The organism is Dyella sp. (assembly GCF_035685805.1).
Classification (GTDB): domain Bacteria; phylum Pseudomonadota; class Gammaproteobacteria; order Xanthomonadales; family Rhodanobacteraceae; genus Dyella_A.
The window spans coordinates 45,846-70,798 of record NZ_DASSAB010000035.1; the positions used below are offsets into that span (position 1 = coordinate 45,846).

Consider the following 24,953-nt stretch of genomic DNA (forward strand, 5'->3'; position numbering starts at 1 on the left):
GGGAACTCCTGGCTGGAACCTGCGGCTGGGATGGGGCATCGACCGATTGAGCGGGGCGCGCATGGCGCGGGCTCATGAAGACCGTGGATTATCGCGCAAACCCGCCGAGCCCGCGAAGGCGCCCGGGCAGGTCAGCGGGCGGGCTGGCCGGTTCGGGACGATCGCAGCGGGGGCGCTTCACATAGGATGATGGAGGCCCCGTGGCCGGACAAACGCATTTCACGACATGCAGCATTCGATGATTTCGACCACCCTGGCGGCCGTCTCGCTGCGTGATCTCGCGCTGGTCCAGGCGGTGCACCGCCACGGCAGCTTCAATAGTGCCGCGCGCGCCATGCACATCAGCCCGTCCGGGCTCTCGCACCAGGTGCAGAAGGTGGAGCAGGCGCTGGGTGCCCCGGTGTTCGAGCGGGGCGGACGACGGATCGTGCCGACCGCGGGGGGCGCGCGCCTGCTTGAACAGATCGGCGCGGTGCTCGCGGCGGCCGAGCACCTGCAACAGGTGGCGCGGGCGGGCAGCGTGGCGTTTGGCGGCGAACTGCGCCTGGGCGTGCCTGCGTCCTTGGGACCTTACCTGTTGCCGCACGTCATCGCGCCTTTTCGCCAGCACTTTGCCGGTGCCCGCCTGAGCTTGTCCGAAGGCAAGCCGAAGGGGTTGCTCAGGCGCCTGCACGAGGGTGAGCTGGATGCGGTGCTGGTGCCGCCGCCGGCGGCCCTGGCCAGTGGCATTGCCGGACGGGCACTGCTCTTCGAGCCGTGGGAAGTGATGCTGCGGGAGGATCATCCGCTGGCGGGCAAGCCGACCGTGGCACTGAGCCAGCTGGTGCCGGAAGAAGCGACCGTGATGGCGGAGTACCACCCGGAAGGCGAGCCGGTGAACGGGCAGATCCAGGATGTGAGCCTGGAGAGCCTCGCCGCGCTGGTCGAACTGCGCGGTGGACATGCCCTCGTGCCCGGGCTCGCCCATGACCGGCTCGCTTCGATACCCGGGGTGACACTGGCCAGGGTCCGGGGCCCGGCGCCGGGCAGGGAGATCGGCCTGTACTGGCGCGAGGCCACACCGTGGCTTGAGGACCTGAAGGCCCTGATGGATCTGCTGCGGCAGATTGCGCGCAAGCGGCCGGGGCTGCGCCTGCTCGACTGATCGCCGTGGCCGCTCAGCCGTTTTCCAGCGTGGAACCCGTCAGCAGCCCACGTGCGAGCATCGAACACTGCCGCCGGTACACCAGCAGTTGCCACTGTCGACCGCCCACCTGATGCCACAGGACGGCCGAACGGACTGCCGCGAGCAGGCAGCTGCGTACCCGTTCCACCACCGGCTCCTGCTGCAGCATCTGCGGGTTGCCGGTCACCATGACTCGCGGCTTGAGCGTCGACAGGGTCGACACGTAGAGGCTTGCCAGGCGGGTCACGACCTGCGGCGAATGCCTGCCGAAATGCTCCACCTGGCGCTGGGCGGCCACGATTCCCTGCTGAAGCTCCTCGATCAGCGCGCCCTGTCGGGCCAGCGCGCGCTCCAGTCGCATCACCGTGATCGACATGCGCGTTATCGCCATGTCGCTGCCGGTGTCTTCCAACTGCGCGATCATCGTGCGCAGGCCCAGGCGCAGCAGCGAGGTGCGGCCATACACTTCCACCACCGACGGTGCATCGATGCGGAACACGCTGTCCAGGCTGGCCTCGAACGCGGCCTCGTCACAGCGGCCGGTGTTGGCCAGCTGCTGGGCAAGCGCCGTGGCCTGGAACAGGCCGGCGAGTCCAAGGACGCGCTCTTCGGTCATGGCAAAACGGCTGGGCACGAATCAGGACTCCGGAAATGAGGAAGGAAGGCCGCCGAACGGCGCATCGGTGGCGGCGATGACCGCGCCGCCCAGGCACACCTCGCCGTCATAGAACACGATCGACTGCCCCGGCGTCACCGCCCGCTGCGGCTCGTCGAAACGGACATGCAATTGATCCGACACCACCTGCACTTCGCATCCCTGATCGTGCTGGCGATAGCGGGTCTTCGCCGTGCAGCGGAAGCTTGCTGCCGGCGGTGATCCGTTGACCCAGCTGGCGGCATCGGCGTGGAGCCGGGTCGACTGCAGCCACCGGTTTTCGCCGCCCTGGCAGACATACAGCACGTTGGCGGTCACGTCCTTGCCCACCACATACCAGGCGTCTCCACCGGCGCCATGGCGCCCGCCGATGCCCAGGCCCTGGCGCTGACCAAGGGTGTAGTACATGACGCCCTGGTGCTCGCCGATCTCCCGACCCTGTGGCGTCACCATCCGGCCCGGCCGCGCGGGGATGTACTGCGCCAGGAAGCTGCGGAAATCGCGCTCACCGATGAAACATATGCCGGTGGAGTCCTTCTTGGCGTGCGTGGGCAGCTGGGCTGCAAGCGCCATGGCCCGTACGGTGTCCTTCGGCAGGTGGCCGATCGGGAACACCGTGGCAGCGAGCTGGGCCTGACCAAGTGCGTGAAGGAAGTAGGTCTGGTCTTTGGCAGTGTCGACCCCGCGCAGCAGGCGGAAGCGACCGTCGCGCTCCTCGACTCGGGCGTAGTGGCCGGTGGCGATCTTCTCGGCACCGAGCGCCCGCGCCTCGTCCAGGAAGGTCTTGAACTTGATTTCGCGATTGCACAGCACGTCGGGGTTCGGCGTGCGACCGGCCCGGTATTCGGCAAGGAAGTGCTCGAACACGCCGTCCCAGTAAGCGGCAGCGAAGTTGCGAGCGTGGAAGGGAATGCCGAGCCGGCCGCACACGGCCACGGCGTCCTTGCGGTCGACGTCGGCGGTGCACGGCCCTGAGCGGTCGTCTTCCTCCCAGTTCTGCATGAACAACCCTTCGACGGCATGCCCCATCTGCTGGAGCACCACCGCGGCCACCGACGAATCGACGCCGCCGGACATGCCCAGCATCACTTTCACGCGGGCGCGTCTGCGTGGATCAGGCTGGCGATGGTATCGAGCGGGAGCCGTCTGCCGGCCAGCCAGGCGTCGATGCTCAGCAGCACCAGCGGGCTGCGCAGCCGGTCGCCGAGCGCTTCGATCTCACCACGCGTGAGCCACAACGCGCGCCGGATGCCGGTGTCGAGCGGGCGCTGGGGGTCGTGGCTGAGCGCCCGGGCGGCAAAGCTGAAGCGGATCACCCCGTCGCCGTGTTCGGTGCTGCGCCACTGGTGCACGCCGACCAGATGCTCCAGCGAGACGGTCCAGCCCGTTTCCTCCAGCGTCTCGCGGACGGCAGCATCGACCAGGCTCTCGTTGTCGTCGAGGTGGCCGGCTGGCTGGTTGTAGGCGATCCGGCCACCGACTTCTTCTTCCACCATGAGATAGCGGTCACCGTCCGCAACCACGCAGGCCACCGTCACATGCGGGCGCCACACGGCGGTCGGCGAAGATACGGCAGGCATCGGCACAAAGCCCTCGGGCACTGGAAAAGCGGCCATTGTGCCATCACCTCCTGTCGGGTCGCCAAAGCGGCATCCGTCGCGGCGTACAATCCGTATCCACAGGCAAGCACACGTTATCTATGGCCAATCAACCCGAACACGAACATGGCAGCGGACATGGTCTGGCGCTGGAAACTTCCAAGCCGGAGGTCGCGCGGCCGCCGCTGTTTCAAGTTCTGCTGCTGAACGACGATTTCACTCCCATGGACTTCGTGGTCGAGGTGTTGCGAGGCTTCTTCAGCATGGACCAGGAGAAAGCGGTGCAGGTGATGCTCCACGTGCATACGCGCGGTAGGGGGGTCTGCGGCGTTTTTACCCGTGAAGTGGCCGAGACCAAGGTCACCCAAGTCAACGAATATTCACGGGCCCACCAACACCCGTTGTTGTGCACTATGGAAAAGCTCTAGGCGGCCCCATTTTGGTGTCATCGCGGCGATGCGCCGCTTGCCAGTTACTCGGGAGACGGTCCGAATGTTCAGCAAGGATCTCGAAGTCACCATCGGCCAGTGCTACAAGCAGGCTCGCGAACAGCGTCATGAGTTCATGACGGTGGAGCACCTGCTGCTGGCGCTGACCGACAATCAATCTGCGGTAGGTGCGCTGCGCGCCTGCAGCGTCGACCTGCCGCGGCTGACCGCCGAGCTCGAAAAGATCATCGCCGAGACCGTACCCGTGCTGCCGCACGGGGACGAACGCGATACCCAGCCGACACTCGGCTTCCAGCGGGTGCTGCAGCGGGCGGTCTACCACGTGCAGTCGTCGGGTCGGAAGGAAGTGACCGGCGCCAACGTGCTGGTCGCCATCTTCGGCGAGAAGGACTCGCATGCCGTGTATTTCCTGCACCAGCAGGAGATCACCCGCCTCGACGTGGTCAATTACATCTCCCACGGCATCGCCAAGATCGGCGACGAGCCGGCCGCCGGCGCCGCCAGTGGCGAGCGTGAGGGTGAAGAAGGTGGCGAGGCCAAGGGCAACCCGCTCAGCGAGTACGCCAGCAACCTCAACGAGCTGGCGCTTGAAGGCAAGATCGACCCGCTGATCGGTCGCACCGACGAGATCGAGCGGACCATCCAGGTGCTTTGCCGCCGTCGCAAGAACAACCCGCTGTACGTGGGCGAGGCCGGCGTGGGCAAGACGGCGCTGGCCGAGGGCCTGGCCAAGCGCATCGTCGACGGCGAGGTGCCGGAGGTGCTGGAAGGCGCGACCATCTGGTCGCTGGATCTCGGTGCGCTGGTCGCCGGCACCAAATATCGCGGAGATTTCGAGAAGCGCCTCAAGGCGGTGATCGGCCAGCTCAAGAAGCAGCCCGGCGCGGTGCTTTTCATCGACGAGATCCACACCATCATCGGCGCGGGCTCGGCGTCTGGCGGCACCATGGACGCCTCCAACCTGATCAAGCCGATGCTGGCGTCGGGCGAGCTGCGCTGCATCGGTTCCACCACGTTCCAGGAGTTCCGCGGCATCTTCGAGAAGGACCGTGCGCTGGCCCGTCGCTTCCAGAAGATCGACGTGGTGGAACCTACCGTGGCCGACTCCATCGAGATCCTCAAGGGCCTGCGTTCGCGCTTCGAGGAACATCACGCGGTGGCCTACACCAACGAGGCGCTGAAGGCCGCGGTGGATCTGTCAGTCAAGCACATCCCGGACCGGCTGCTGCCGGACAAGGCGATCGACGTGATCGACGAGGCGGGCGCACGACAGCGCCTGCTGCCGGAGGACCAGCGTACGCTGACCATCGACGTTCCCGAGGTGGAGTACATCGTTGCCAAGATGGCGCGCATTCCGGCCAAGCAGGTGTCGGCGTCGGATCGCGATGTGCTGCGCAATCTGGAGCGCAATCTGAAGATGGTGGTGTTCGGGCAGGATCAGGCGATCGAAGCGCTCACCGCATCGATCAAGATGGCGCGCTCGGGCCTGGCCGATCCGTCCAAGCCGATCGGCAGCTTCCTGCTGGCCGGCCCTACCGGCGTGGGCAAGACCGAGGTCACCAAGCAGCTGGGCATGCAGCTGGGCATCGAGATGATCCGCTTCGACATGTCCGAGTACATGGAGGCGCACTCGGTGTCGCGGCTGGTCGGTGCGCCTCCGGGCTACGTCGGCTTCGACCAGGGCGGATTGCTGACCGAGGCTGTCACCAAGCACCCGCACTGCGTGCTGCTGCTGGACGAGATCGAGAAGGCGCATCCGGATGTGTTCAACATCCTGCTGCAGGTGATGGATCGCGGGGTGCTCACCGATACCAACGGGCGCGAGGCGAACTTCAAGAATGTCATCGTGGTGATGACCACCAATGCCGGTGCGCAGCAGGCGTCGCGTCGCGGCATCGGCTTCGTCAAGCAGAATCACGTCACGGATGCGATGGAGGTGATCCGTCGCATGTTCACGCCGGAGTTCCGTAACCGTCTGGACGCAATCATCCAGTTCAACGCGCTGGACTTCGATCACATCCTGCGGGTGGTGGACAAGTTCCTGATCGAGCTCGAGTCCCAGCTGGGCGAGAAGCACGTGGCGCTGGACGTGGATGCCGATGCCCGCCGCTGGCTGGCTGAGCACGGCTTCGATCCGCAGATGGGCGCCCGCCCGATGGCCCGGGTGATCCAGGAGAAAGTGAAGCGTGCGCTGGCCGACGAGCTGTTGTTCGGCAAACTGTCCGATGGTGGCAAGGTGCACCTGCGCGTGCTGGACGGCGAGCTGACCGTTGAAACCGAGGCGGCCGAGAAGCTGCCGGCCGTGGTGGAGTAACTGCCAGGCGGCTGCGATGGTTATGCCGTCGCAGCCGCCAGGGCCGCGCGAGGCGCGCGCGGCAGACACCAACGAAAAAGGCGACGCTACTGCGTCGCCTTTTTCATGTCCTGACGGCGGCGCGATGGCGTGGCATTGCCACCTGAGCCACCGCAGCCGGCTGACGTCACGCCCTACTTCATGCGGTAGGTGATGCGGCCCTTGCTCAGGTCGTACGGGGTCATTTCGATCTTGACCTTGTCGCCCGTGAGAATGCGGATGTAGTGCTTGCGCATGCGCCCGGAGATGTGGGCGATGATGACGTGCCCGTTCTCCAGCTGCACGCGGAACATGGTGTTGGGCAGGGTCTCCTGGACCGTGCCTTCCATTTCAATGACGTCGTCTTTGGCCATGCTTTCCGTCGATCAATCGCATGCCGATATGGATGCGTAAGCCGACGATTATGCCACGTCTGGCGGCCTGGTTAAAGATTCATCAGGCAAACTGCTCAGCCAGCTTGCGCCGGATCTCCTGTTCCACCATTGACTTGAGGGGGGACAGCATCAGGCCCAGCTCGGCGTGCACCTCGATCGCCTCGGCACCCACCGCGATGGCTCCTTTCACCCCCGAGCGGGAGAACCACAGCGTGTTGCCGTCCCAGCGGCTTTCCATGTCGAACTTTTCGCGCATCCGGCTGGCGACGTGGTCAACCTTGGCACGGGCTTCGCTGAGCGGGAGTTGGTGCGGTTGGCGTATATCGATATTGGGCATGGAGGCATTGTCCGGGAACGATGCCGTGGCTGTCACGTGGGGCGCGGGCGCAGTGGTTGCTTCTGCTAGAGTTCCGCCGTTCGTCGACTGGGTCACAGATGCGCATCGAGTTTTCCCATTCTGCCCGCGAAGATGTCCACTGGGACCAGCCGGTGCTGACCATTGGCAGCGCGCAGGACAACGCGCTGGTGCTGGCACCCCACCAGGCGAGTGCCCACCATCTGAAACTGCTGAGCGATCGGCGCGGATGCCGGCTCGAAGTGCTGCCCGGCGGCAGCCGCATCTATGTCAACGCACGGCCGGTGCGCGAGCGTGCGCTGCTGCGTCCGGGTGACGTGCTCAGCGTGGGCGACTGCCGCATGCTGCTCAAGACGGACCACTCGCCCGCCGAGCGGCCCCCGCTGCGGGTGCCCGAGAGCAGTCGGTGCCCCGTAGCCCTGCGCGCGGTCGCCGGTCCGCTCTCCGGTCGGGTATTCGCGTTGCGCGAGCAGCTCGCGCTCGGCCCCGGGGCAGCGGTGCCGCTCGACCTGCCGCAGGGCGAGAGTGCGGCGTTGCGGCTGTTCTGGCGCGACGGCGAGCTGCGCCTTTGCCAGGAGCGCGAGTCGGCCCGCTATCCGTTGCGGGTGAACGGCGTCGAGGCCGCCGAGGTGGCACTGCACCCCGGCGACCAACTTGGCTTGGCCACCCACCGCTTCATCGTGGACGCCCCCGGCATGCCGCCGGAGCCGGAGTTCATTCCGCCAGCTCCTGCGGTCGGGGCGTTGCCGGAGGATTCCGCCGGACCGCGGGGCGAAGTGTGGTGGCTGATCGTCACCGCAGCGGTGCTCGCTCTGGGCATCGCGCTGGTGCTGCTGGTTCGCCTCTGACGCAGCCTGTACGCATTGACCGTGCATTGTTGCGGCGCGCCATAATGCGGAACATCTCCAGCGGTCATTACAGCGAGGCCAGGCCAGTGAGCAGGGTGTGGAATTTCAGTGCGGGACCGGCAGCCATGCCGCAGGCGGTGCTCGAGCGGGCGCAGCGCGAGATGCTCGATTGGCGGGGCTCCGGCTCCTCGGTGATGGAGCAGTCGCATCGCGGCAAGCGGTTCATCGCGATGGCGGCACAGGCAGAGACCGATCTGCGGGCGCTGATGGGCATTCCCGCCAGTCATGCCGTGCTGTTCCTGCAGGGCGGCGCCACCCAGCACTTTGCGCAGATACCGATGAATCTCGCCGGCCCCGATGACCGCGCCGACTACGTGGTCACCGGCCACTGGGGTGAAAAGGCGGTGCGCGAGGCGGCGCCGTACGTGCGTGTCCAGATCGCCGCCAGCAGCGGAGCGGACAAATTCCGCTCCTTGCCCCCGCGCGAAGGTTGGACGCTTGATCCGTCGGCGGCCTACGTGCACTACACGCCGAACGAAACGATCGGCGGCGTCGAGTTCCCGGATGTGCCCGAGGTGGGCGACGTGCCGCTGGTTGCGGACATGTCCTCGAACATCCTCTCGGCGCCGATCGACGTCGCCCGCTTCGGCGTGATCTATGCCGGCGCGCAGAAGAACATCGGGCCGTCGGGCCTGGTGGTGATGATCATCCGGCGCGACCTGCTCGACCGGCCGCGCCGGCCAATCGCGAGCGTGCTGAGGTACGCGGAGCAGGCGGCGCACGATTCGATGCTCAACACCCCCAACACATGGGGCTGGTACATGGCTGGCCTGACCTTCCAGTGGCTGAGGGAGCAGGGCGGCCTGACGGCGATGGCCGAGCGCAATCGCGCCAAGTCCGAGCTGCTGTACCGCGCCATCGACCAGTCCGGCGGCTTCTATACCAATCCGGTGCAGCCGCTGGCGCGCTCGCGCATGAACGTGCCGTTCTGGCTGCGCGACAGCGCGCTGGACGCGCTGTTTCTGGAGGAGTCCGAGGCCGCGGGCCTGTTCGCCCTCAAGGGTCACAAGGCGGTCGGCGGCATGCGTGCATCGCTGTACAACGCGGTGCCGCTGGAGGCGGTGGAGGCGCTGGTGTCGTTCATGTGGGACTTCGCTCATCGTCACGGATGAAACCATGAGCGCAATGCCTCGCCCATTCGGGCACTATGTCGCTCCACGTTTGGCCGTCTATCCATCCAGGCTCATCTTGCAATGTCCGACACCAGCAATTCGCTGAGCGAGGTGCGCGAGCGCATCGACAGCATCGACCGACAGATCCAGGAGTTGATCGCCGAACGCGCCATGCGCGCGCGGGAAGTGGCGCGGGTAAAGGGCGAGGGTCTGTCCGCCATCGACTACTACCGCCCCGAGCGGGAGGCGCACGTGCTGCGAATGGTGGTCGATCGAAACAAGGGGCCGCTGTCCGATGCGGAGATGGTGCGACTGTTCCGCGAGATCATGTCCTCGTGCCTGGCCCAGGAAGATCCCCTGAAGATCGGCTTTCTCGGTCCCGAGGGCACCTTCAGCGAACAGGCCGTGCACAAGCATTTCGGCCACGCCGCCTATGGTCTGCCGCTGGGCAGCATCGAAGAGGTATTCCAGGAAGTGGCCGCAGGCCATGCCGATTTCGGCGTGGTGCCGGTGGAAAATTCGGGGCAGGGAATGATCCAGGTCACGCTGGACATGTTCCTTACCTCCGACGCGACCATCTGCGGCGAGGTGGAACTGCGCGTGCACCAATGCCTGCACGCGCTGTCGGGCGAATTGTCCGGCGTGCGCCGGGTCTACGCACACGCGCAGTCGCTGCAGCAGTGCAAGACCTGGCTCAGGCTGAACCTGCCGGAGGCGGAGTGCACGGCGGTCAGCAGCAACGCCGAAGCCGCGCGGCTGGCACGACATGACGACACCGCTGCCGCCATCGCCGGCGAGACCGCAGGCAAGATCTACGGGCTCAAGACGGTGGCCACGGCGATCGAGGATCGCGCCGACAACACCACGCGGTTCCTGGTGATCGGCCGCTCGCTGTTTCCGCCCTCCGGCAACGATCGCACTTCGCTGCTGGTGACGGTCAACGACAAGCCGGGTGCTCTCTACGACGTGCTCAGCCCGTTTGCCAGGCATGGGGTGAGCCTCAACCGCATCGAGTCGCGGCCCGCGCACACCGGCAAGTGGCAGTACGCGTTTTTCATCGACGTGTCCGGGCACATCCACGAGGGCCACCTCAAGGACGCGGTGGACGCGATCCAGTCCACCGTGGCGAGCCTGCGCGTGCTGGGTTCCTATCCGGTGGCGCTGCCGTGACCGGTGCGTCGCTCGACTGGCGCAGCAGCGCCAGTGGTCCGTTGCACGGCGTGGTGCCGGTGCCCGGCGACAAGTCTGTGTCGCACCGGGCCATGATGCTGGCCGCGCTGGCCGAGGGCACGTCCCACATCCATGGCTTTCTGGAAGGCGAGGACACCCGCGCCACGGCGGCGGCCATGCAGCAGTTGGGCGTTCGCATCGACACGGCAGGCGACGGCACGCGCGTGGTGCACGGGGTCGGCCTGCACGGGCTGCGAGCTTGTGCCGCACCGCTGGACTGCGGCAACGCCGGTACCGGCATGCGCCTGCTCACCGGTCTGCTGGCGGGGCAGGCGTTCGACAGCACGCTGATCGGCGATGCATCGCTGTCGAAGCGGCCGATGCGGCGGGTCACCGATCCGCTGGAACAGATGGGGGCACAGATCGCAACGCATGATGGGCTGCCGCCGCTGCACGTGCGGGGCGGGCGGGCGCTGCAGGGCATTCGATACACGCTTCCCGTCGCCAGCGCCCAAGTGAAGTCGGCGTTGCTGCTCGCCGGCCTCTACGCGCGGGGCGAGACCGAGGTGATCGAGCCGCACCCCACCCGCGACTACACCGAGCGCATGCTGGCCGCATTCGGCTGGCCGATCGTCTTTTCGCCCGGCCGGGCGCGCCTTGCCGGTGGGCACGTGCTGCGCGCGACCGATGTCACCGTGCCGGCCGACTTCTCGTCGGCGGCGTTTTTCCTGGTCGCCGCGTGCATCGTGCCCGGCTCCGAGCTGCTGCTGCCCGCGGTCGGCCTCAATCCTCGCCGCACCGGCCTGCTGACCGCGCTGCGACTGATGGGGGCGGACATCAGCGTCGAGAACGAGGGCGAAAGTGGCGGTGAGCCGGTGGGCGACCTGCGGGTGCGCTACGCACCACTGCATGGAGTCGAACTGCCCGAGGCGCTGGTGCCGGACATGATCGACGAGTTCCCGGCCCTGTTCATCGCGGCCGCTGCGGCCGAAGGAACCACGGTGGTACGCGGCGCGGCCGAGTTGCGCGTGAAGGAGTCCGATCGGCTTGCCAGCATGGCCAGAGGGTTGCGCACGGTTGGCGTGGTGGTAGACGAACAGCCGGACGGGGCGGTGATCCGCGGCGGCCGGATCGGCGGCGGCGCGGTCGACAGCCATGGCGATCATCGCATCGCGATGAGCTTCGCCGTCGCGGGGTTGCGGGCGGCGGCGCCGATCCGCATCGGCGACTGCGGCAACGTGGCGACGTCGTTTCCGGGCTTCATGATGCTGGCCAACCGCTGCGGCTTCGCGCTGTCGGACGCCGGCTGACCGATTCCGTTCGTTGTTGCGCTGCGGTTACGCTGGCGGTTCCGTACCGACCCCGTGGATCTCATGAGCACTCCCGAATTCATCGTGGCCATTCCCGCGCGCTACGGCTCCACGCGGCTGCCGGCCAAGCCGCTGCGTGAAATCGCCGGGGTGCCGATGGTGGTGCGGGTGGCGCAGCGGGCGCTGCAGGCGGGTGCGTCGCAGGTGGTCGTCGCCGTCGACGACGCGCGTGTGGCGAATGCACTGGCAGGGCAGGGCGTGGAAATCTGCATGACCCGCAGCGACCACGCCTCCGGCAGCGACCGGCTGGCCGAGTGTGCTGCCCGCTATGGCTGGGGCGAAGGCGCGATCGTGGTGAACCTGCAGGGCGACGAGCCGTTTGCGCCGGCCGCTGGCATCCGCGAAGTGGCGCTGGCGCTGGCGCGCGACGACGCGCCCATGGCCACGCTCGCCACCCCGATCACCGAGGCGCACGAGCTGTTCGATCCCAATGTGGTGAAGCTGGTGCGCGACAGCCGCGGCCGCGCGCTGTACTTCAGCCGTGCCCCCTTGCCGTGGGCACGCGATGCCTTTGCCGCGGACCGCCAGAGCCTGCCGCAGGACGTGCCGTTCCTGCGCCACATCGGCATCTACGCCTACCGCGCCGGTTTCCTGCACCAGTACGCGGGGCTCGCGCGCACGCCGCTGGAGCAGGCCGAGTCGCTGGAGCAACTACGCGTGCTCGAGCATGGCCACGCCATCGCCGTGCGGCTGACGCCCGAACCGTTCCCGCCGGGCATCGACACGCAGGCCGATCTGGAGCGCGCCGAGCAGTGGGCGAGCGACCCGCGGTGAACGCGCCCGCACTGCTGATCGTCTGCCTGGGCAACATCTGTCGCTCGCCCGTCGTGGCGGAGGTGTTGCGCACGCGGTTCGCTCAGGCAGGTTGTCCGCTGCGGGTCGATTCGTGCGGCACCGGCGACTGGCACGCCGGCAAGCCGGCCGATGCGCGCATGATCGAAGCGGCGCGCATGGCCGGCTACGACCTGTCGGCGCATCGGGCACGGCAGCTGGAGGTGGGCGACTTCGCCCGGTTCGACGGGGTGCTGGCGATGGACCGCTCGAATCTGACCGATTTGGGGGCGCGCTGCCCGGCCCATCTGCGCGAGCGCGTGGGGCTTTTCCTGTCCGCCGCCGGGCTCGATGACCTGGCCGAAGTGCCGGATCCATACCATGGCGACGCGGGTGATTTCCGCCACGTTATCGCGCTCGCCGAGCGCGGAGCGCAGGGCCTGCTCGGTCGTTACCGGCGCGCCTGAACGCGACGTCAGCGCGCGCTCGGCGGCCACGGATGTCCTGGGCACCCGCGATACAATTGCCGCCATGTCTCCTGCGCACGCACCCGCCTTCGATGGCAAATCCTTCGTTCGAACGCTGTCCACGTCGCCGGGTGTGTACCGCTATTTCGATGTGGACGACGAACTGCTCTACGTGGGCAAGGCCGGCAACCTCAAGAAGCGGGTCGGCAGCTACTTCCTGAAGCCGCGGATGGAGCCGCGTATCGCGGCGATGGTCTCGCAGATCGCGCGGGTGGAAACCACGCTCACGCGTACCGAAGGCGAGGCGTTGCTGCTCGAGTCGCAGCTGATCAAGTCGCTGAAGCCGCGTTACAACATCCTGCTTCGCGACGACAAGAGCTATCCCTACATCTACATGTCCGGCGGCGAGGATTACCCGCGCCTGGCCTTTCATCGCGGCGCGCGCAACCTGCGTGGGCGGTTCTTCGGGCCATATCCGAGCACCTATGCCGTGCGCGAGAGCCTCAACCTGATGCAGAAGCTGTTCAAGGTCCGCCAGTGCGAGGACAGCTATTTCCGCAACCGCTCGCGGCCGTGCCTGCAGCACCAGATCGGTCGCTGCACCGCCCCATGCGTCGGACTGATCGGCGTGGACGACTACCGGGTCGACGTGCGCCACGCCGAGATGTTCCTGGAAGGCCGCAGCAGCGCCGTCATCGACGAGCTTGCCGCCTCGATGGAGCAGGCCGCCACGCGGCTGGATTTCGAGCGCGCCGCGACGCTGCGCGACCAGGTGGCGGCGCTGCGCCGGCTGCAGGCGCAGCACCACGTGCAGGGCGCCAGTGCCGACATGGACGTGATCGCCTGCCGGATCGAGTCGGGCATGGCCTGCGTGAGCGTGCTGTTCTTTCGCGATGGCATCAGCCTGGGCACGCGCGATTTCTTCCCGCGCCTGCCGTTCGAGGCCGAGCCGGCCGACGTGCTGGCCCAGTTCGTGGCGCAGTACTACCTGGACCGACCCGTGCCGCGCGAGCTGATCCTGGGTGAAACCATGGCCGACGAGGCCATCCTGGCGGAGTTGCTGGCACAGCAATCCGGGCACGCGGTAGAGATCAAGACCCGGGTGCGCGGCGAGCGGGCCCAGTTCCTGCAGATGGCCGAGCGCAACGCGCAGGCCTCGCTGACCCAGCGACTGGCCAGCCGGCAGACGCTCGGCGCGCGCTTCGACGACCTGCAGAAGCTGCTCGGGTTGGCCGAGTCGCCCAAGCGCATCGAGTGCTTCGACATCAGCCACACCGGTGGCGAACTGACCGTGGCGTCGTGCGTGGTGTTCGGGCCGGAAGGCCCGGACAAGTCGCATTACCGGCGCTTCAACATCACCGGCATCACGCCGGGCGACGACTATGCGGCCATGCATCAGGCGCTCACGCGGCGCTTCCGCAAGCTGGCCGACGGCGAGGGCGCGCGGCCGGACATCCTGCTCATCGACGGCGGCGCCGGGCAGGTGAAACAGGCGCTTGACGTCCTCGGCGAGCTGGGCGTCGGCGGCATCGCGGTGGTCGGCGTGGCCAAGGGGCCAGGGCGCCGCGCGGGCGAAGAGACCCTGGTGCTGGCCGGGCTTGGCCAGGAGATCCATCCCGGCTCGTCGTCACCCGCACTGCACCTGGTCGCGGCGGTACGCGACGAAGCGCATCGCTTTGCCATCAGCGGACACCGCAAGCGTCGCGAAAAGGCGCGCGAGCGCAGCGTCCTCGAAGACGTGCCCGGCATCGGTGCACGCCGTCGCACCGCATTGCTCAAGGCGTTCGGCGGCCTGGCCGGCGTGGAGGGCGCCGGGGTGGAAGAGCTGATGACCATCAAGGGTATCGATCGGGGCCTCGCCGAGCGCATCTATGCCGCGCTGCATCCCTGAGTCCGTCGCCATTGGCGTGGCGCTCACCGTGCGGCGTGCGACACTTCCGGCCTGAGCTACCCGAGGATCCGACCCGTCATGCGCATCAACCTGCCGACCTGGCTCACCCTGTTCCGCGTGGCGCTGTTGCCGGTGATGGTGGCGGCCTTCTACCTGCCGTTCCGGGGGCACAACGTGCTGGCGGCACTGGTGTTCCTGCTGGCTGCGGTCACCGACTGGCTCGATGGCTACCTGGCCCGACGCATGAAACTCACCTCGGCTTTCGGTGCCTTCCTGGATCCGGTCGCCGACAAGCTGATGGTGGCGGTAACGCTGTTCATGCTGGTGGAGTCGCACCATCGCGTGCTGCAGTCCCACTACGGCCCCACGCTGCCGCAGAACGACTGGTTCGGGGTGGTGATGGCAGTGACTGCCGCGATCATCGTGGGGCGCGAGATCAGCATCTCCGCGCTGCGCGAGTGGATGGCCGAAATCGGCATGCGCGCGGCAGTCAAAGTGGCCTTCATCGGCAAGCTCAAGACGGTCATGCAGATGGTCGCGCTGACCGTGCTGATCGTGCAGCACGACGCCGAGACGCTGCGCCTGTACCACGTCGGCGAGGTGTTGCTGGTGGTTGCCGGCGTGCTGACCATCTGGTCCGGGCTTTACTACGTGCGCGCTGCCTGGCCGGCGCTGCGCGGCGACATGGATCGCCCGGTGCAGCCGGGCGGTGATTCCTGAGCCGGAGGGGTTGACGCATGGAGATCAGCCGCTAGAATGCGCGACTCCGATGCGGGAATAGCTCAGTTGGTAGAGCACGACCTTGCCAAGGTCGGGGTCGCGAGTTCGAGTCTCGTTTCCCGCTCCAGATTCATCTCTTCAAAGCCCTGGACCTGGTCCGGGGCTTTGTCGTTCTGGGCGCAGGGCGGTTGCCGCGCGTGGCAACCATGGTTCGCGCTATCGGAACGTGGATGCACCGGGCCCTTCCCAATTGCCATCCTTCTGCTATCATTTCGGGCTCAGACGCGGGAATAGCTCAGTTGGTAGAGCACGACCTTGCCAAGGTCGGGGTCGCGAGTTCGAGTCTCGTTTCCCGCTCCAGTTTTTGGCAAAGCCTCGGTAGCCCGGGGTTTTGTTTTTTTGAACGATGGCCTGGTGGCAGAGTGGTCATGCAGCGGCCTGCAAAGCCGCGTACGCCGGTTCGATTCCGACCCAGGCCTCCATCGCAGCACGAAGCTCTCAAGAGCTTTCCCAAAGCCCGCGCAAGCGGGCTTTTTGTTGCGCGGAAAACCCGCCTTGGACGTGCGTGCGGACTGCTTGGGCAGCGGCCGCCAGGCACGGCCTGCGTGCTACGATTTCGGCGCTGCGGACAGCCTTGATGCAACTGGGCAAGGCTCCGCACGCATCCTGCCCGGATGGCGAAACTGGTAGACGCAAGGGACTTAAAATCCCTCACCCTCACGGGTATCCCGGTTCGATCCCGGGTCCGGGCACCATCATCGCTCTGTGCGGACCCCTGCAATAGCGCATGACCGTCCGGCGCGCCTTGTGCCAACTCAGGCAGCGACCATGTATCTGTCGCGGCCGGCGCGCTTTGCCTCATAGAGGGCAATGTCCGCTCTGGCCAGGAGCTCATCGGCACTTTCGTCCGGCCGATGCTGGGCGATGCCGGCAGAAAAGGCGACTGGGCGGGTCGCGTGGCAGTCTGTCCGCACCGCGTGGCGGATGCGTTCCATCAGGCGAGCGGCGCCTTCCAGGTTGCCGTGCGTAACTACGACGAACTCTTCGCCGCCCCACCGACCGACCGAGTCTGAGCTGCGCAATTGCGCGGTGACGCAATGGGCGAAGGCCTTGAGCACGTCGTCTCCGGCGCCGTGGCCAAGCTCGTCATTGATTCGCTTGAAGTGATCGATATCGACAATGGCGAGGCAAAACGGAGTGATGGCCCGTGACGAGAGCGAGACGTCACGCTCGAGCATCAGTCGGGTGGAGCGGCGGTTGGCAATGCCGGTGAGCTCGTCGCTGACCGCAAGCCGCTCCACTTCGAGCAGCGCCTGGGTCAGGGCCGCGCGCTGCTCGCTCAGTTTGCGTCGCAGTCCGGACAGTCGGGTGGCGACGACGGCGAGTGCCGGCAGTACGACAACGAGCATCAGCACGTTGTTGATGTCCAGCCGCATCGGTGGCACCTCTCCGCGCGCCGGCACCCAATGCGGGAACAGGGTGCGCAAGATCACCGCCACGATCAGGCTGGACAATGCCAGCACGGTAAGGAAGGTGATCTGTCGCCAGCGCAGGGTGAAAGCACCGAAGGCAAATATCACCATGATCGGAAACAGCGCCGAAGTGCGCATGGGGCCACAGATGAGATAGCCCCAGCTCACGGCGAGCACGCCCATCGAGAGCTGCCACACCGTCACGGAAGGGTCGCGAAAACGTTCTGTCCACCCGCTGCGTAGCAACGCGTAGCTGATTACCACGACGGCAAAGACGAAGCCGAGCCAGAGCGACAGTGCCGTGGTGTTCATCCAGCCCTGGCCCACGCCGGTGATCAGCAGTGTCGCTGCCCCGAGGTAAACCATGCTGGCGATCAGCCACTGGGTGAGTCGCGCCCTGCGCTTTGCGTTGCTGCTGCCGAGGATATCGATCAGTTTGGAAAACATGGACATCAACAACCCCGCCCCGCCCGACACTCTGGTCGGGTCTCCCTGCGTCGGTATCGGCCGGTTACGTTAAAGCTGGAACGTTAACCGGAGCGGACGGATGGCGCACAGTGAGCCTGAGGCAATGCACGCCGTCCTTTTCGAGCCCCAGTACCTAGGGATGCGTGTTCATCGACATCGGGTACCTCCACGGACGCGCGCGGGCGCCCGCGTGATGCCAGACGCGGTGCCTGTGGCCGCGCGCCGGCGTGGCTCCGTATTCAGTGAAAATCCCTCGACCCCGCCTGTAGTTTGCCGAGCAGGTCGCTGAGGTCGGTGAGGCGGTGGGCGAGGAGGTGGCGGACGCCGCCGACGTGTTGCCATTGGCCGTCCACCATCAGCAGGCGGGAGCTGATCAGGGGGCGGCGTTGCTGGCTGGCGACGTGCTGCCAGACGATCACGTTGATCGGGCCGTGCTCGTCTTCCATGGTGACGAAGATGACACCGCTGGCGGTGCCCGGTTGCTGGCGGGTGATGACCAGGCCGGCGGCACGGACATGGCTGCCGTGCAGGGCGTATTGCAGCTGGCGTGAATCGCGGCAGCGCCGGGCGCGCAGCTGGGCGCGCAGCTGGCGCAGCGGGTGCGGACCCAGGCTGAGACCGGTGCTGGCGTAGTCGGCGGCGGTGTCCTGGGCGAGGCTGGGCAGGGGCAGGGCGGCGGGTGCTTCGGCGCTGGACTGGCCTTCGAACAGCGGCAGCTGTGCCTGCACGCCGGTGACCGCCCAGCGGGCGCGGTGGCGATGGCCGGCCAGGCCGCGCAGGGCGCCGGCTTCGGCCAGCGCCTCGCGATGCGGGCGACTGAGATCGGCGCGCAGGCACAGGTCTTCGGCATCGCGGAAAGGCTGCTGATCGCGGGCCGCGGTGATGGCGAGCCCGGCCGCTTCGCCGAGCCCGCTGACCATGCGCAGGCCCAGTCGCAGCGCAGGTTGCCCCCGTGCATGGCGCGGATCGTCTTCCAGCGTGCAGTCCCATTGGCTGTATCGCACGTCGACCGGGCGCACGGCCACGCGGCTGACGCGCTGCAGCTCCTGCACGATCTGGCTGGGCGCGTAGAAGCCCATCGGCTGCGAATTGAGCAGGGCGCAGGCGAATGCGGCCGGTTCGTGGCATTTCAGCCAGCAGCTGACGTAGACCAGGTTGGCGAAGCTGGCCGCATGCGACTCGGGAAAACCGTACGAGCCGAAGCCCTTGATCTGCTCGAACAGCTGGGCTGCGAACTCCTCGGCGTAGCCGAGCTTGAGCAGGCCGGCAGTGATGCGCTGGCGGTGCGGTTCCATGCCGCCGTGACGTTTCCATGCGGCCATCGAGCGGCGCAGCTGGTCGGCTTCGCCGGCGGTGTAGCCAGCCGCGACAATGGCCAGCTTCATCACCTGCTCCTGGAACAGCGGCACGCCCATGGTGCGGGTGAAAATGGCGGCGACATCGGGGTGGTGCCACATGTCCGGTTCGCGACCGTGCCGGCGCGCCAGGTACGGATGCACCATGTTTCCCTGGATCGGGCCGGGCCGCACGATCGCCACCTGAATCACCAGGTCGTAGAACTCGCGCGGCTGCAGCCGCGGCAGCATGGCCATCTGGGCGCGGCTCTCGATCTGGAACACGCCGGTAGTCTCGGCGCGGCGGATCATCTCGTACGTGGGCTCGTCGTCCTGCGGCAGCGAGGCGAGGGTGGGAAAGTCGCGGCCGCGCTCGGTGCGCAGCAGGTGCAGGCATTTGCGGATGCAGGTGAGCATGCCCAGCGCGAGGCAGTCGACCTTGAGCATGCGCATCGATTCGAGGTCGTCCTTCTCCCACTGGATGATGGTGCGGTCGGGCATGGCCGCGTTTTCCACCGGCACAAGGCTGTCCAGCGCGGCGTCGCTGATGACGAAGCCGCCCACGTGCTGGGACAGGTGGCGGGGGAAGTCGAGCAGCTGGAAAGTGAGTTTCAGCAAGCGGCGGATCAGCGGGCTGTCGGGGTCGAAGCCGCCCTCGCGCAGCAGCACATGCGCCGGCGTGTCGCCCTGGCCACGGGCAAAGATGTGGCTGAGCTGGTTGACCTGGTCCAGCGGCAGGCCGAGCGCGCGGGCTACGTCGCGAATGGCGCTCTTGCCGCGGTAGCGGATCACCGTGGCGGCCAAAGCGGCGCGTTCACGGCCGTATTTCTTGTAGATGTACTGGATCACCTCCTCGCGCCGTTCGTGCTCGAAGTCGACGTCGATGTCCGGCGGCTCGTTGCGCTCGGCGGAGATGAAGCGCTCCATCAGCAGGTCGATCCTGCCCGGGTTCACCTCGGTGATGCCGAGCGCGAAACAGACCGCCGAATTGGCCGCCGAGCCGCGGCCCTGGCAAAGGATCTGCCGGCTGCGCGCGAAACGCACGATGTCCGCCACGGTGAGGAAGTAGGCCTCGTACTGCAGCTGGGCGATCAGCGTGAGCTCGCGCTCTATCTGCGCACGGATGACCTGCGGCACGCCTTCCGGCCAGCGCCAGCGCATGCCGTCCTCGGTGAGATGGCGCAGCCACGAGCGGGCGCTGTGGCCTTCGGGCACCAGTTCCCTCGGGTAGGTGTAGTTGATGGTGCGCAGGTCGAAGGTGCAGCGTGCGGCGATGCGCAGGCTCTCGTCCATCAGCGCGGCAGGATAGTTCGCCGCCAGCACCTCGCGCCGACGCAGGTGGCGCTCGCCGTTGGGGAACAGCTTGTCGCCGACCTCGGCCACGCTGGCGCGGTGGCGGATGGCGGTGAGCGTGTCCTGCAAGGCGCGGCGGCTGCGCACGTGCATGTGCACGTCGCCGCTGGCGACCAGTGGCAGCTCCAGCACGCCGGCCAGTTCGGTGAGCGCGTGCAGCCGCTGCCGATCGTCCGGGCCGTGATGCAGTTCCACCGCCAGCCAGCAGCGGCCGGCGAAGGTCTGTGCCATCCAGCGACCGTGTTCGGGATCGGGCGTGGCGTCCGGCAGCCACAGCGCCAGCGTGCCGGGCAGGCCTTGGGCGAAATCGGCACGAGTCAGCCGGTAGCTGCCCTTGTCGGCGCGGCGCCGGCCTTGGGTAATCACGCGGCACAGCTGGGTGTAGCCGGCGTGGTCTTCGCACAGCAGCACCAGCTTGGGGCCGTCCTCGAGCTGGAATTCGGCGCCGACGATCAGCCGCACGGCAGGCGGTTCGCCCTTGGTGGGACGGGTGTCGTCCTGCGCGTCGAGCGCGCGCACGATGCCGGCCAGCGAGCACTCGTCGGTGATCGCCAGCGCGGTGTAGCCCAGCGCCTGGGCGCGGGCGAACAGCTCCTGCGCATGCGAGGCGCCACGATGGAAGGAGTAGGGCGAGAGGCAGTGCAGCTCGGCATAGCCCGGCGGTGGTGTGTTGGCCGCCGCGCTGGATGTCGATGGCATCGCGGGTGCAGACGATGGCGTGGTGGCGGGCGCGTCGAGCGAGGAGACCACGCGCAGGTGCGGGCGCTTGCCGGCGCTCATGCGAACCACCCGTGCAGCATCCAGCCTTCGTCCCGGGGACGTTCGCCCGGCGGGCAGAACGCCCAGGCGTGCTGGCCGTCGGCGGTTTCCAGCACGTAGTAGTCGCGGCGCAGGTCGCCGCCGTCCCACCAGCCGCTTTCGATGCGCTCCGGCCCGGCCAGGATGCGTAGGCCGTGGCCACGCAGCGGGATCGGCCGGGGCAGCAGCCAGGTTGGGCGCGGCCGCGTGGTCGGCGCCACGTGGTCAGCCTTGGCCGGCATGATCCGCTGCGCCTGGTCGGGCCGTGGATCCACCGTGGCCTGCAGCCGGTAGACGGCGCTGTCGCCCAGCCGGGCGCGCAGGCGTTCCTGCAGCTGCTCCAGCGGGATGGCGTGTTCCGGACGCTGGTCGAACAGGTCGCGCCCGCCCGGTACGAACGGCGGCAGCTCGGTGGCGCGCAGGCGCAGGAACACCACCGGATGCGCCAGGGCCACCCGCTCCAGCCGTCCGCGCGCCAGTTCGAACAGCGCGGCCGGCGCACGCTCGGGCTGCAGCAGGCCGACCACCACCCGTGTGGGCGCGTGGCCGCGGTGGCCGAGGCTGAGCACGAAGCGCTGCACGCCGCCGTCGCGACCGGCGAGGAAGTCGGCCAGGTCGCCGGTGAGCCGGCGCAGCGGGAAGGCCAGCGAGGCGATGTTCTCCACGTCGAAATTGAACTCGATGCGCAGGTCGAAGCGGTCCGGTGGCAGGTAGCGCGGCAGCGGATGGGTGCTGTCGCCGAGCAGGTCGTCGAGGTGGTCCAGCAGCGGCGCGCCGAAGCGCCGGCGCAGGCCGGCGCGGGGCAGCGCGAGCAGCGCACCGAGCTGGTGCACGCCCATCCCGGCCAGGGTCTCTTCGCTGCGGCCCGGCAGCCCGGCATGACGCAGCGGCAGGCGCGCAAGCCGCTGGCGCAGGCGTCCCGGATCGTCGATGGCCGCGCCATCGGACGCCTCGGCCAAAGCGCGTGCGGCCAGTGGCGTGGGCGCCAGCGCGAGGCGATGGCGAAAGCCCATGGCGGTGAGATCGTCGCGCAGCTTTTTCTCGAAGTCCGGCCAGTGGCCGAACAGCCGGTGGCTACGTTGTACTTCCAGCGCCACCGCGCCGCGTCCGCCGGTATCGGGCAGGCGCAGCACCTCGGCGCTGTAGCGGTAGGCCCAGGCGGCCAGCAAGTCGTGCTGCTGGGCGGTGAGGTCCGGGTCGTGGGCGAGCGCCTCGAAGCGTGCCAACAGCGCCTGCGCGGTGGTCAACGGCTGGCCGGCACGCACGCCGGTCGCTTGCGCCGCGGCATCGGCGTCGAGCACGTGCCGCGCCTGCAGTGGTCCGTCGATCAGCACCAGTGGCTGTTCGCCGGGCGGACGGCGACGCTGGAGCGTATCCAGCGCCAGATGCGGCAGCACGATGCAGGCCCACAACATGGCGCGCGCTCATGCGCCCCGGCGCGGCAGGGGAACAGGGTGCGCCGGTGGCTGGGCGCCGCGGCATTTGCGCACGCGCAGCTGCGGGGCGGGGCGGGTCTCCAGCTCGATCCGCAGCGCCGCTGGCGAGGCGTGCTCGACATGCCGGCGGTCGCGGAACACGAACGCCGGCGTCTGCCCGGTATCGGCGGCCACCTGCAGCCGGCGCAGGGCGCGATCGTCCGCCTGCGGCGGCCAGCCGAGCACGGCCGAGCAGGCAGCGCTGCGCAGGCTCTGCTCCATCGCCCACAGCGTCTCGATGGACGAAGCGGCCTGCACGATGACGACATGGCGCATGTCCAGCCCGCGCGCCGACCAGCCGGCCACGCCGGGCAGGTACGGCGGCGTGACCAGCATCACCGGCCGATCGCGGCTGGCCAGCGTGGCCAGCGCGGGCAGCACCAGCTGCAGCTCGCCCACGCCGTCCATCGGCAGCAGGATTTCGCTCAGCGAGGTGGGCGGCCAGCCACCCTGCGGCAGCGCGTCGTCCAGCGCGGCCAGCCCGGTCGGGATGCCGTCGGCCTGGGTCGGGCGCGCGCGGCCGCGCCACAAGCGGCGGGCGTCGAACAGCGTCGTCAGGGACGCGTCGGCAGGGGCGGCCACCGGATTCATGCTCAACCGGGCCGGATCAGGCCGGCGAACAGGCCTTCGATGGCGAAGTCCTCGCGCGGGTCGGGGTCGATCGGCGCGTGCTCGGCATTGCGTGGCAGCAGCCGCACCTGGCGACCGCGGCGGTACAGCCGCTTCACCGTGAAGCCATCGCCGACCCGTGCCACCACGGTCTGGCCGTGCTCGGCCACCGGCGTGGCGTGCACGCCGATCAGGTCGCCGTCGAGGATGCCGTCGTCGCGCATCGAGTCGCCCTGCACCCGCAGCAGGTAATCCGGACGCAGCCGGAACAGCGCCGGGTCCAGCCGCAGCACGCGTTCGGTGCTGGCTTCCGATACCAGCGGCTGGCCGGCGGCGACGCGGCCGATCAGCGGCAACTGCAGGCTGTCGTCGCGGCGACTTTCGCGGGACGCGCCGTCATCCACCAGGCGGATGCCGCGGGCGCGGTTGGGCAGCAGGGCGATCTGCCCCTTGGTCTCCAGCGCGCGCAGGTGCTTGACCACTGCATTGACGTGCTCCAGCCCGAACGCCGTGCCGATCTCCTGCAGCGTGGGCGGCATGCCTTCGGCCGCCAGGTGCTGGCGGACGAAATCGAGGATGGCAGCCTGGCGGGCGGTGAGTGACATGGTGTAAATAATTGCACCAAATGGAGAGGCCGCCAAGCGGCATGGGCGGCAGGAGAGCGCAGCGGCTTCTCAACGGCTGCGACGGCGCCCGCGGGCGGCATTCCTGCGGCGCTGCGTCATCGCCGGGGCCGGTATGCGCAGGCTAGAATGGGCGGATTACTCGACCCGCTGGAGGCTTCATGGCTGTCCGTCTTGATCCGCTCGACCTTTACGACGTCCGCTCGCTGCTCACGGACGAGGAGCGCATGGTGCAGGACTCCGTCGGCCGCTTCGTCGACGAAAAGGTGCTGCCGATCATTGGCGACTGCTTCGAGCAGGGCCGCTTTCCCAAGGAACTGATCCCCGAGATTGCCGGGCTCGGCCTGCTCGGCGCGACGATCCCCGAGGAGTACGGCGGCGGCGGCATGAACGGCGTCAGCTACGGCCTGATCTGCCAGGAGCTGGAGCGCGGCGATTCGGGCCTGCGCAGCTTCGCCTCGGTGCAGAGCTCGCTGTGCATGTACCCGATCTTCGCCTACGGCACGGAAGAGCAGAAAAAGCAGTACCTGCCGGGCATGGCCGCGGGCGAGATCATCGGCTGCTTCGGCCTGACCGAGCCGCACGGCGGCTCCGATCCGGCCAACATGAAGACCCACGCCAAGAAGGACGGCGGCGACTGGGTCATCAACGGCGCCAAGATGTGGATCACCAACGGCAACCTCGCGCACATCGCCATCGTCTGGGCGATGACCGAGGACGGCATCCAGGGCTTCATCGTCCCCACCGACACGGCCGGTTTCAAGGCGCAGGAAATCCACAAGAAGATGAGCCTGCGCGCCTCGGTGACCAGCGCGCTGTTCTTCGACGGCGTGCGCGTGCCCGACGCCAACCGCCTGCCCAACGTGAAGGGTCTGAAGGGCCCGCTGGGTTGCCTCAACCAGGCCCGCTACGGCATCACCTGGGGCCCGATCGGCGCCGCCCAGGCCTGCCTGAAGGAAGTGCTCGACTACACCGCCAACCGCACGATGTTCGGTCGCCCGCTGTCGGCCAACCAGGCGATCCAGCTGAAGCTGGCCGACATGGCCCGGCGCATCACCACCGCCCAGCTGCTGTCGCTGCAGCTCGGCCGCCTGAAGGACGCCGGCAAGCTGCAGCCGACCCAGGTGAGCCTGGCCAAGTGGAACAACGTGCGCATGGCCATCGACATCGCGCGCGACTGCCGCGACGTGCTCGGCGGCGCCGGCATCACCACCGAGCACGGGGCGATCCGCCACGCGCTGAACCTGGAATCGGTGATCACCTACGAGGGCACCGAGACCGTGCACCAGCTGGTGGTGGGCCGCGAACTGACCGGCATCAACGCGTTCTGATCTTGCGCGCCGGCCGTGTCCGGCGCCCTGTTCGATCGGCGTCATTCCCGCGCAAGCGGAAATCCCTTTTTCCTCCCGTAGCCAGGGCAAAGTGGGTTCCCGCTTGCGCGGGAATGACGGGCACCAAGCGCG

General features: G+C 67.9%; 22 protein-coding genes and 4 tRNA genes. 16 read left to right on the forward strand and 10 right to left on the reverse strand.

Annotated elements, in window-relative coordinates; genetic code table 11:
• The first annotated feature begins 226 nt into the window (after positions 1-226).
• Positions 227-1,144, forward strand: a complete 918-nt coding sequence (locus VFG40_RS09065) for a LysR family transcriptional regulator (RefSeq protein ID WP_324897028.1) — start codon at positions 227-229, stop codon at positions 1,142-1,144.
• Positions 1,145-1,157: 13 nt separating this feature from the next.
• Here VFG40_RS09065 and hflD read toward each other — a convergent pair whose 3' ends face one another.
• Genes hflD through VFG40_RS09080 form a run of 3 tightly spaced genes read right to left on the reverse strand, consistent with a single transcriptional unit; the run spans position 1,158 to position 3,400 of the window.
• Positions 1,158-1,781, reverse strand: a complete 624-nt coding sequence (gene hflD / locus VFG40_RS09070; protein ID WP_324897094.1) for a high frequency lysogenization protein HflD — start codon at positions 1,779-1,781, stop codon at positions 1,158-1,160.
• 21 nt (positions 1,782-1,802) lie between these two features.
• Positions 1,803-2,915 carry a tRNA 2-thiouridine(34) synthase MnmA gene (mnmA, locus tag VFG40_RS09075; RefSeq protein ID WP_324897029.1) on the reverse strand — a complete coding sequence of 371 codons (1,113 nt, stop codon included), beginning with the start codon at positions 2,913-2,915 and terminating at the stop codon, positions 1,803-1,805.
• A complete protein-coding gene (locus VFG40_RS09080) occupies positions 2,912-3,400 on the reverse strand; it encodes an NUDIX hydrolase (protein WP_324897095.1) in 489 nt (162 codons plus the stop codon). Before VFG40_RS09080 ends, mnmA begins: the two co-directional genes overlap by 4 nt.
• Positions 3,401-3,519: 119 nt before the next feature.
• Between VFG40_RS09080 and clpS the strand changes: the two genes are divergently transcribed.
• Positions 3,520-3,846, forward strand: a complete 327-nt coding sequence (clpS, locus tag VFG40_RS09085) for an ATP-dependent Clp protease adapter ClpS (RefSeq protein ID WP_324897030.1) — start codon at positions 3,520-3,522, stop codon at positions 3,844-3,846.
• Between the two features lie 64 nt (positions 3,847-3,910).
• Positions 3,911-6,181 (forward strand): ATP-dependent Clp protease ATP-binding subunit ClpA, encoded by a 2,271-nt coding sequence (clpA, locus tag VFG40_RS09090; RefSeq protein ID WP_324897031.1) that lies wholly within the window; start codon positions 3,911-3,913, stop codon positions 6,179-6,181.
• Between the two features lie 173 nt (positions 6,182-6,354).
• Here the strand turns inward: clpA and infA are convergent, their stop codons facing one another.
• Positions 6,355-6,573 (reverse strand): translation initiation factor IF-1, encoded by a 219-nt coding sequence (gene infA, locus VFG40_RS09095; protein WP_007508585.1) that lies wholly within the window; start codon positions 6,571-6,573, stop codon positions 6,355-6,357.
• An 82-nt stretch (positions 6,574-6,655) separates the two neighbouring features.
• Positions 6,656-6,931 (reverse strand): polyhydroxyalkanoic acid system family protein, encoded by a 276-nt coding sequence (locus VFG40_RS09100; protein WP_324897032.1) that lies wholly within the window; start codon positions 6,929-6,931, stop codon positions 6,656-6,658.
• Positions 6,932-7,029: 98 nt separating this feature from the next.
• Here VFG40_RS09100 and VFG40_RS09105 point away from each other — a divergent pair, with 98 nt between their 5' ends.
• The 12 genes from VFG40_RS09105 (at position 7,030) to VFG40_RS09160 (ending at position 16,113) form a co-directional block, all read left to right on the forward strand.
• The gene (locus tag VFG40_RS09105; protein WP_324897033.1) at positions 7,030-7,797 is read left to right on the forward strand and encodes an FHA domain-containing protein; all 768 of its coding nucleotides are present in this window, start codon (positions 7,030-7,032) and stop codon (positions 7,795-7,797) included.
• A gap of 86 nt (positions 7,798-7,883) precedes the next feature.
• Entirely contained in the window at positions 7,884-8,969 is a 1,086-nt protein-coding gene (gene serC, locus VFG40_RS09110; RefSeq protein ID WP_324897096.1) for a 3-phosphoserine/phosphohydroxythreonine transaminase, read from the forward strand.
• Positions 8,970-9,050: 81 nt separating this feature from the next.
• On the forward strand, positions 9,051-10,139 hold the full coding sequence (gene pheA, locus VFG40_RS09115) for a prephenate dehydratase (RefSeq protein ID WP_324897034.1): 1,089 nt from the start codon (positions 9,051-9,053) through the stop codon (positions 10,137-10,139).
• Positions 10,136-11,449, forward strand: coding sequence for a 3-phosphoshikimate 1-carboxyvinyltransferase (gene aroA / locus VFG40_RS09120; protein ID WP_324897035.1), 1,314 nt, complete (start codon positions 10,136-10,138; stop codon positions 11,447-11,449). Before pheA ends, aroA begins: the two co-directional genes overlap by 4 nt.
• 63 nt (positions 11,450-11,512) lie before the next feature.
• Positions 11,513-12,283, forward strand: a complete 771-nt coding sequence (kdsB, locus tag VFG40_RS09125) for a 3-deoxy-manno-octulosonate cytidylyltransferase (RefSeq protein ID WP_324897036.1) — start codon at positions 11,513-11,515, stop codon at positions 12,281-12,283.
• Positions 12,262-12,747 (forward strand): low molecular weight protein-tyrosine-phosphatase, encoded by a 486-nt coding sequence (locus VFG40_RS09130; protein WP_324897037.1) that lies wholly within the window; start codon positions 12,262-12,264, stop codon positions 12,745-12,747. Before kdsB ends, VFG40_RS09130 begins: the two co-directional genes overlap by 22 nt.
• Before the next feature lie 64 nt (positions 12,748-12,811).
• A complete protein-coding gene (gene uvrC, locus VFG40_RS09135; protein ID WP_324897038.1) occupies positions 12,812-14,638 on the forward strand; it encodes an excinuclease ABC subunit UvrC in 1,827 nt (608 codons plus the stop codon).
• 78 nt (positions 14,639-14,716) lie between these two features.
• Positions 14,717-15,358, forward strand: a complete 642-nt coding sequence (locus VFG40_RS09140) for a CDP-alcohol phosphatidyltransferase family protein (protein ID WP_324897039.1) — start codon at positions 14,717-14,719, stop codon at positions 15,356-15,358.
• Positions 15,359-15,409: 51 nt separating this feature from the next.
• Positions 15,410-15,485, forward strand: a tRNA-Gly gene (locus tag VFG40_RS09145).
• A 157-nt stretch (positions 15,486-15,642) separates the two neighbouring features.
• Positions 15,643-15,718 (forward strand) — tRNA-Gly (locus VFG40_RS09150).
• 48 nt (positions 15,719-15,766) lie between these two features.
• Positions 15,767-15,840 (forward strand) — tRNA-Cys (locus VFG40_RS09155).
• Positions 15,841-16,026: 186 nt separating this feature from the next.
• Positions 16,027-16,113: transfer RNA gene (locus VFG40_RS09160), tRNA-Leu, on the forward strand.
• Positions 16,114-16,173: 60 nt separating this feature from the next.
• Here the strand turns inward: VFG40_RS09160 and VFG40_RS09165 are convergent.
• From VFG40_RS09165 to lexA, 5 genes are all read right to left on the reverse strand, one after another.
• On the reverse strand, positions 16,174-17,277 hold the full coding sequence (locus tag VFG40_RS09165; RefSeq protein ID WP_324897040.1) for a GGDEF domain-containing protein: 1,104 nt from the start codon (positions 17,275-17,277) through the stop codon (positions 16,174-16,176).
• Positions 17,278-17,537: 260 nt separating this feature from the next.
• Entirely contained in the window at positions 17,538-20,684 is a 3,147-nt protein-coding gene (locus VFG40_RS09170; RefSeq protein WP_324897097.1) for an error-prone DNA polymerase, read from the reverse strand.
• Between the two features lie 77 nt (positions 20,685-20,761).
• Positions 20,762-22,198 (reverse strand): Y-family DNA polymerase, encoded by a 1,437-nt coding sequence (locus VFG40_RS09175; RefSeq protein ID WP_324897041.1) that lies wholly within the window; start codon positions 22,196-22,198, stop codon positions 20,762-20,764.
• 9 nt (positions 22,199-22,207) lie between these two features.
• On the reverse strand, positions 22,208-22,840 hold the full coding sequence (imuA, locus tag VFG40_RS09180; protein WP_324897042.1) for a translesion DNA synthesis-associated protein ImuA: 633 nt from the start codon (positions 22,838-22,840) through the stop codon (positions 22,208-22,210).
• An 11-nt stretch (positions 22,841-22,851) separates the two neighbouring features.
• Positions 22,852-23,472, reverse strand: coding sequence for a transcriptional repressor LexA (gene lexA / locus VFG40_RS09185; RefSeq protein ID WP_324897043.1), 621 nt, complete (start codon positions 23,470-23,472; stop codon positions 22,852-22,854).
• A 179-nt stretch (positions 23,473-23,651) separates the two neighbouring features.
• Here lexA and VFG40_RS09190 point away from each other — a divergent pair, with 179 nt between their 5' ends.
• On the forward strand, positions 23,652-24,821 hold the full coding sequence (locus tag VFG40_RS09190) for an acyl-CoA dehydrogenase family protein (protein ID WP_324897044.1): 1,170 nt from the start codon (positions 23,652-23,654) through the stop codon (positions 24,819-24,821).
• The last annotated feature ends 132 nt before the right edge of the window (positions 24,822-24,953 follow it).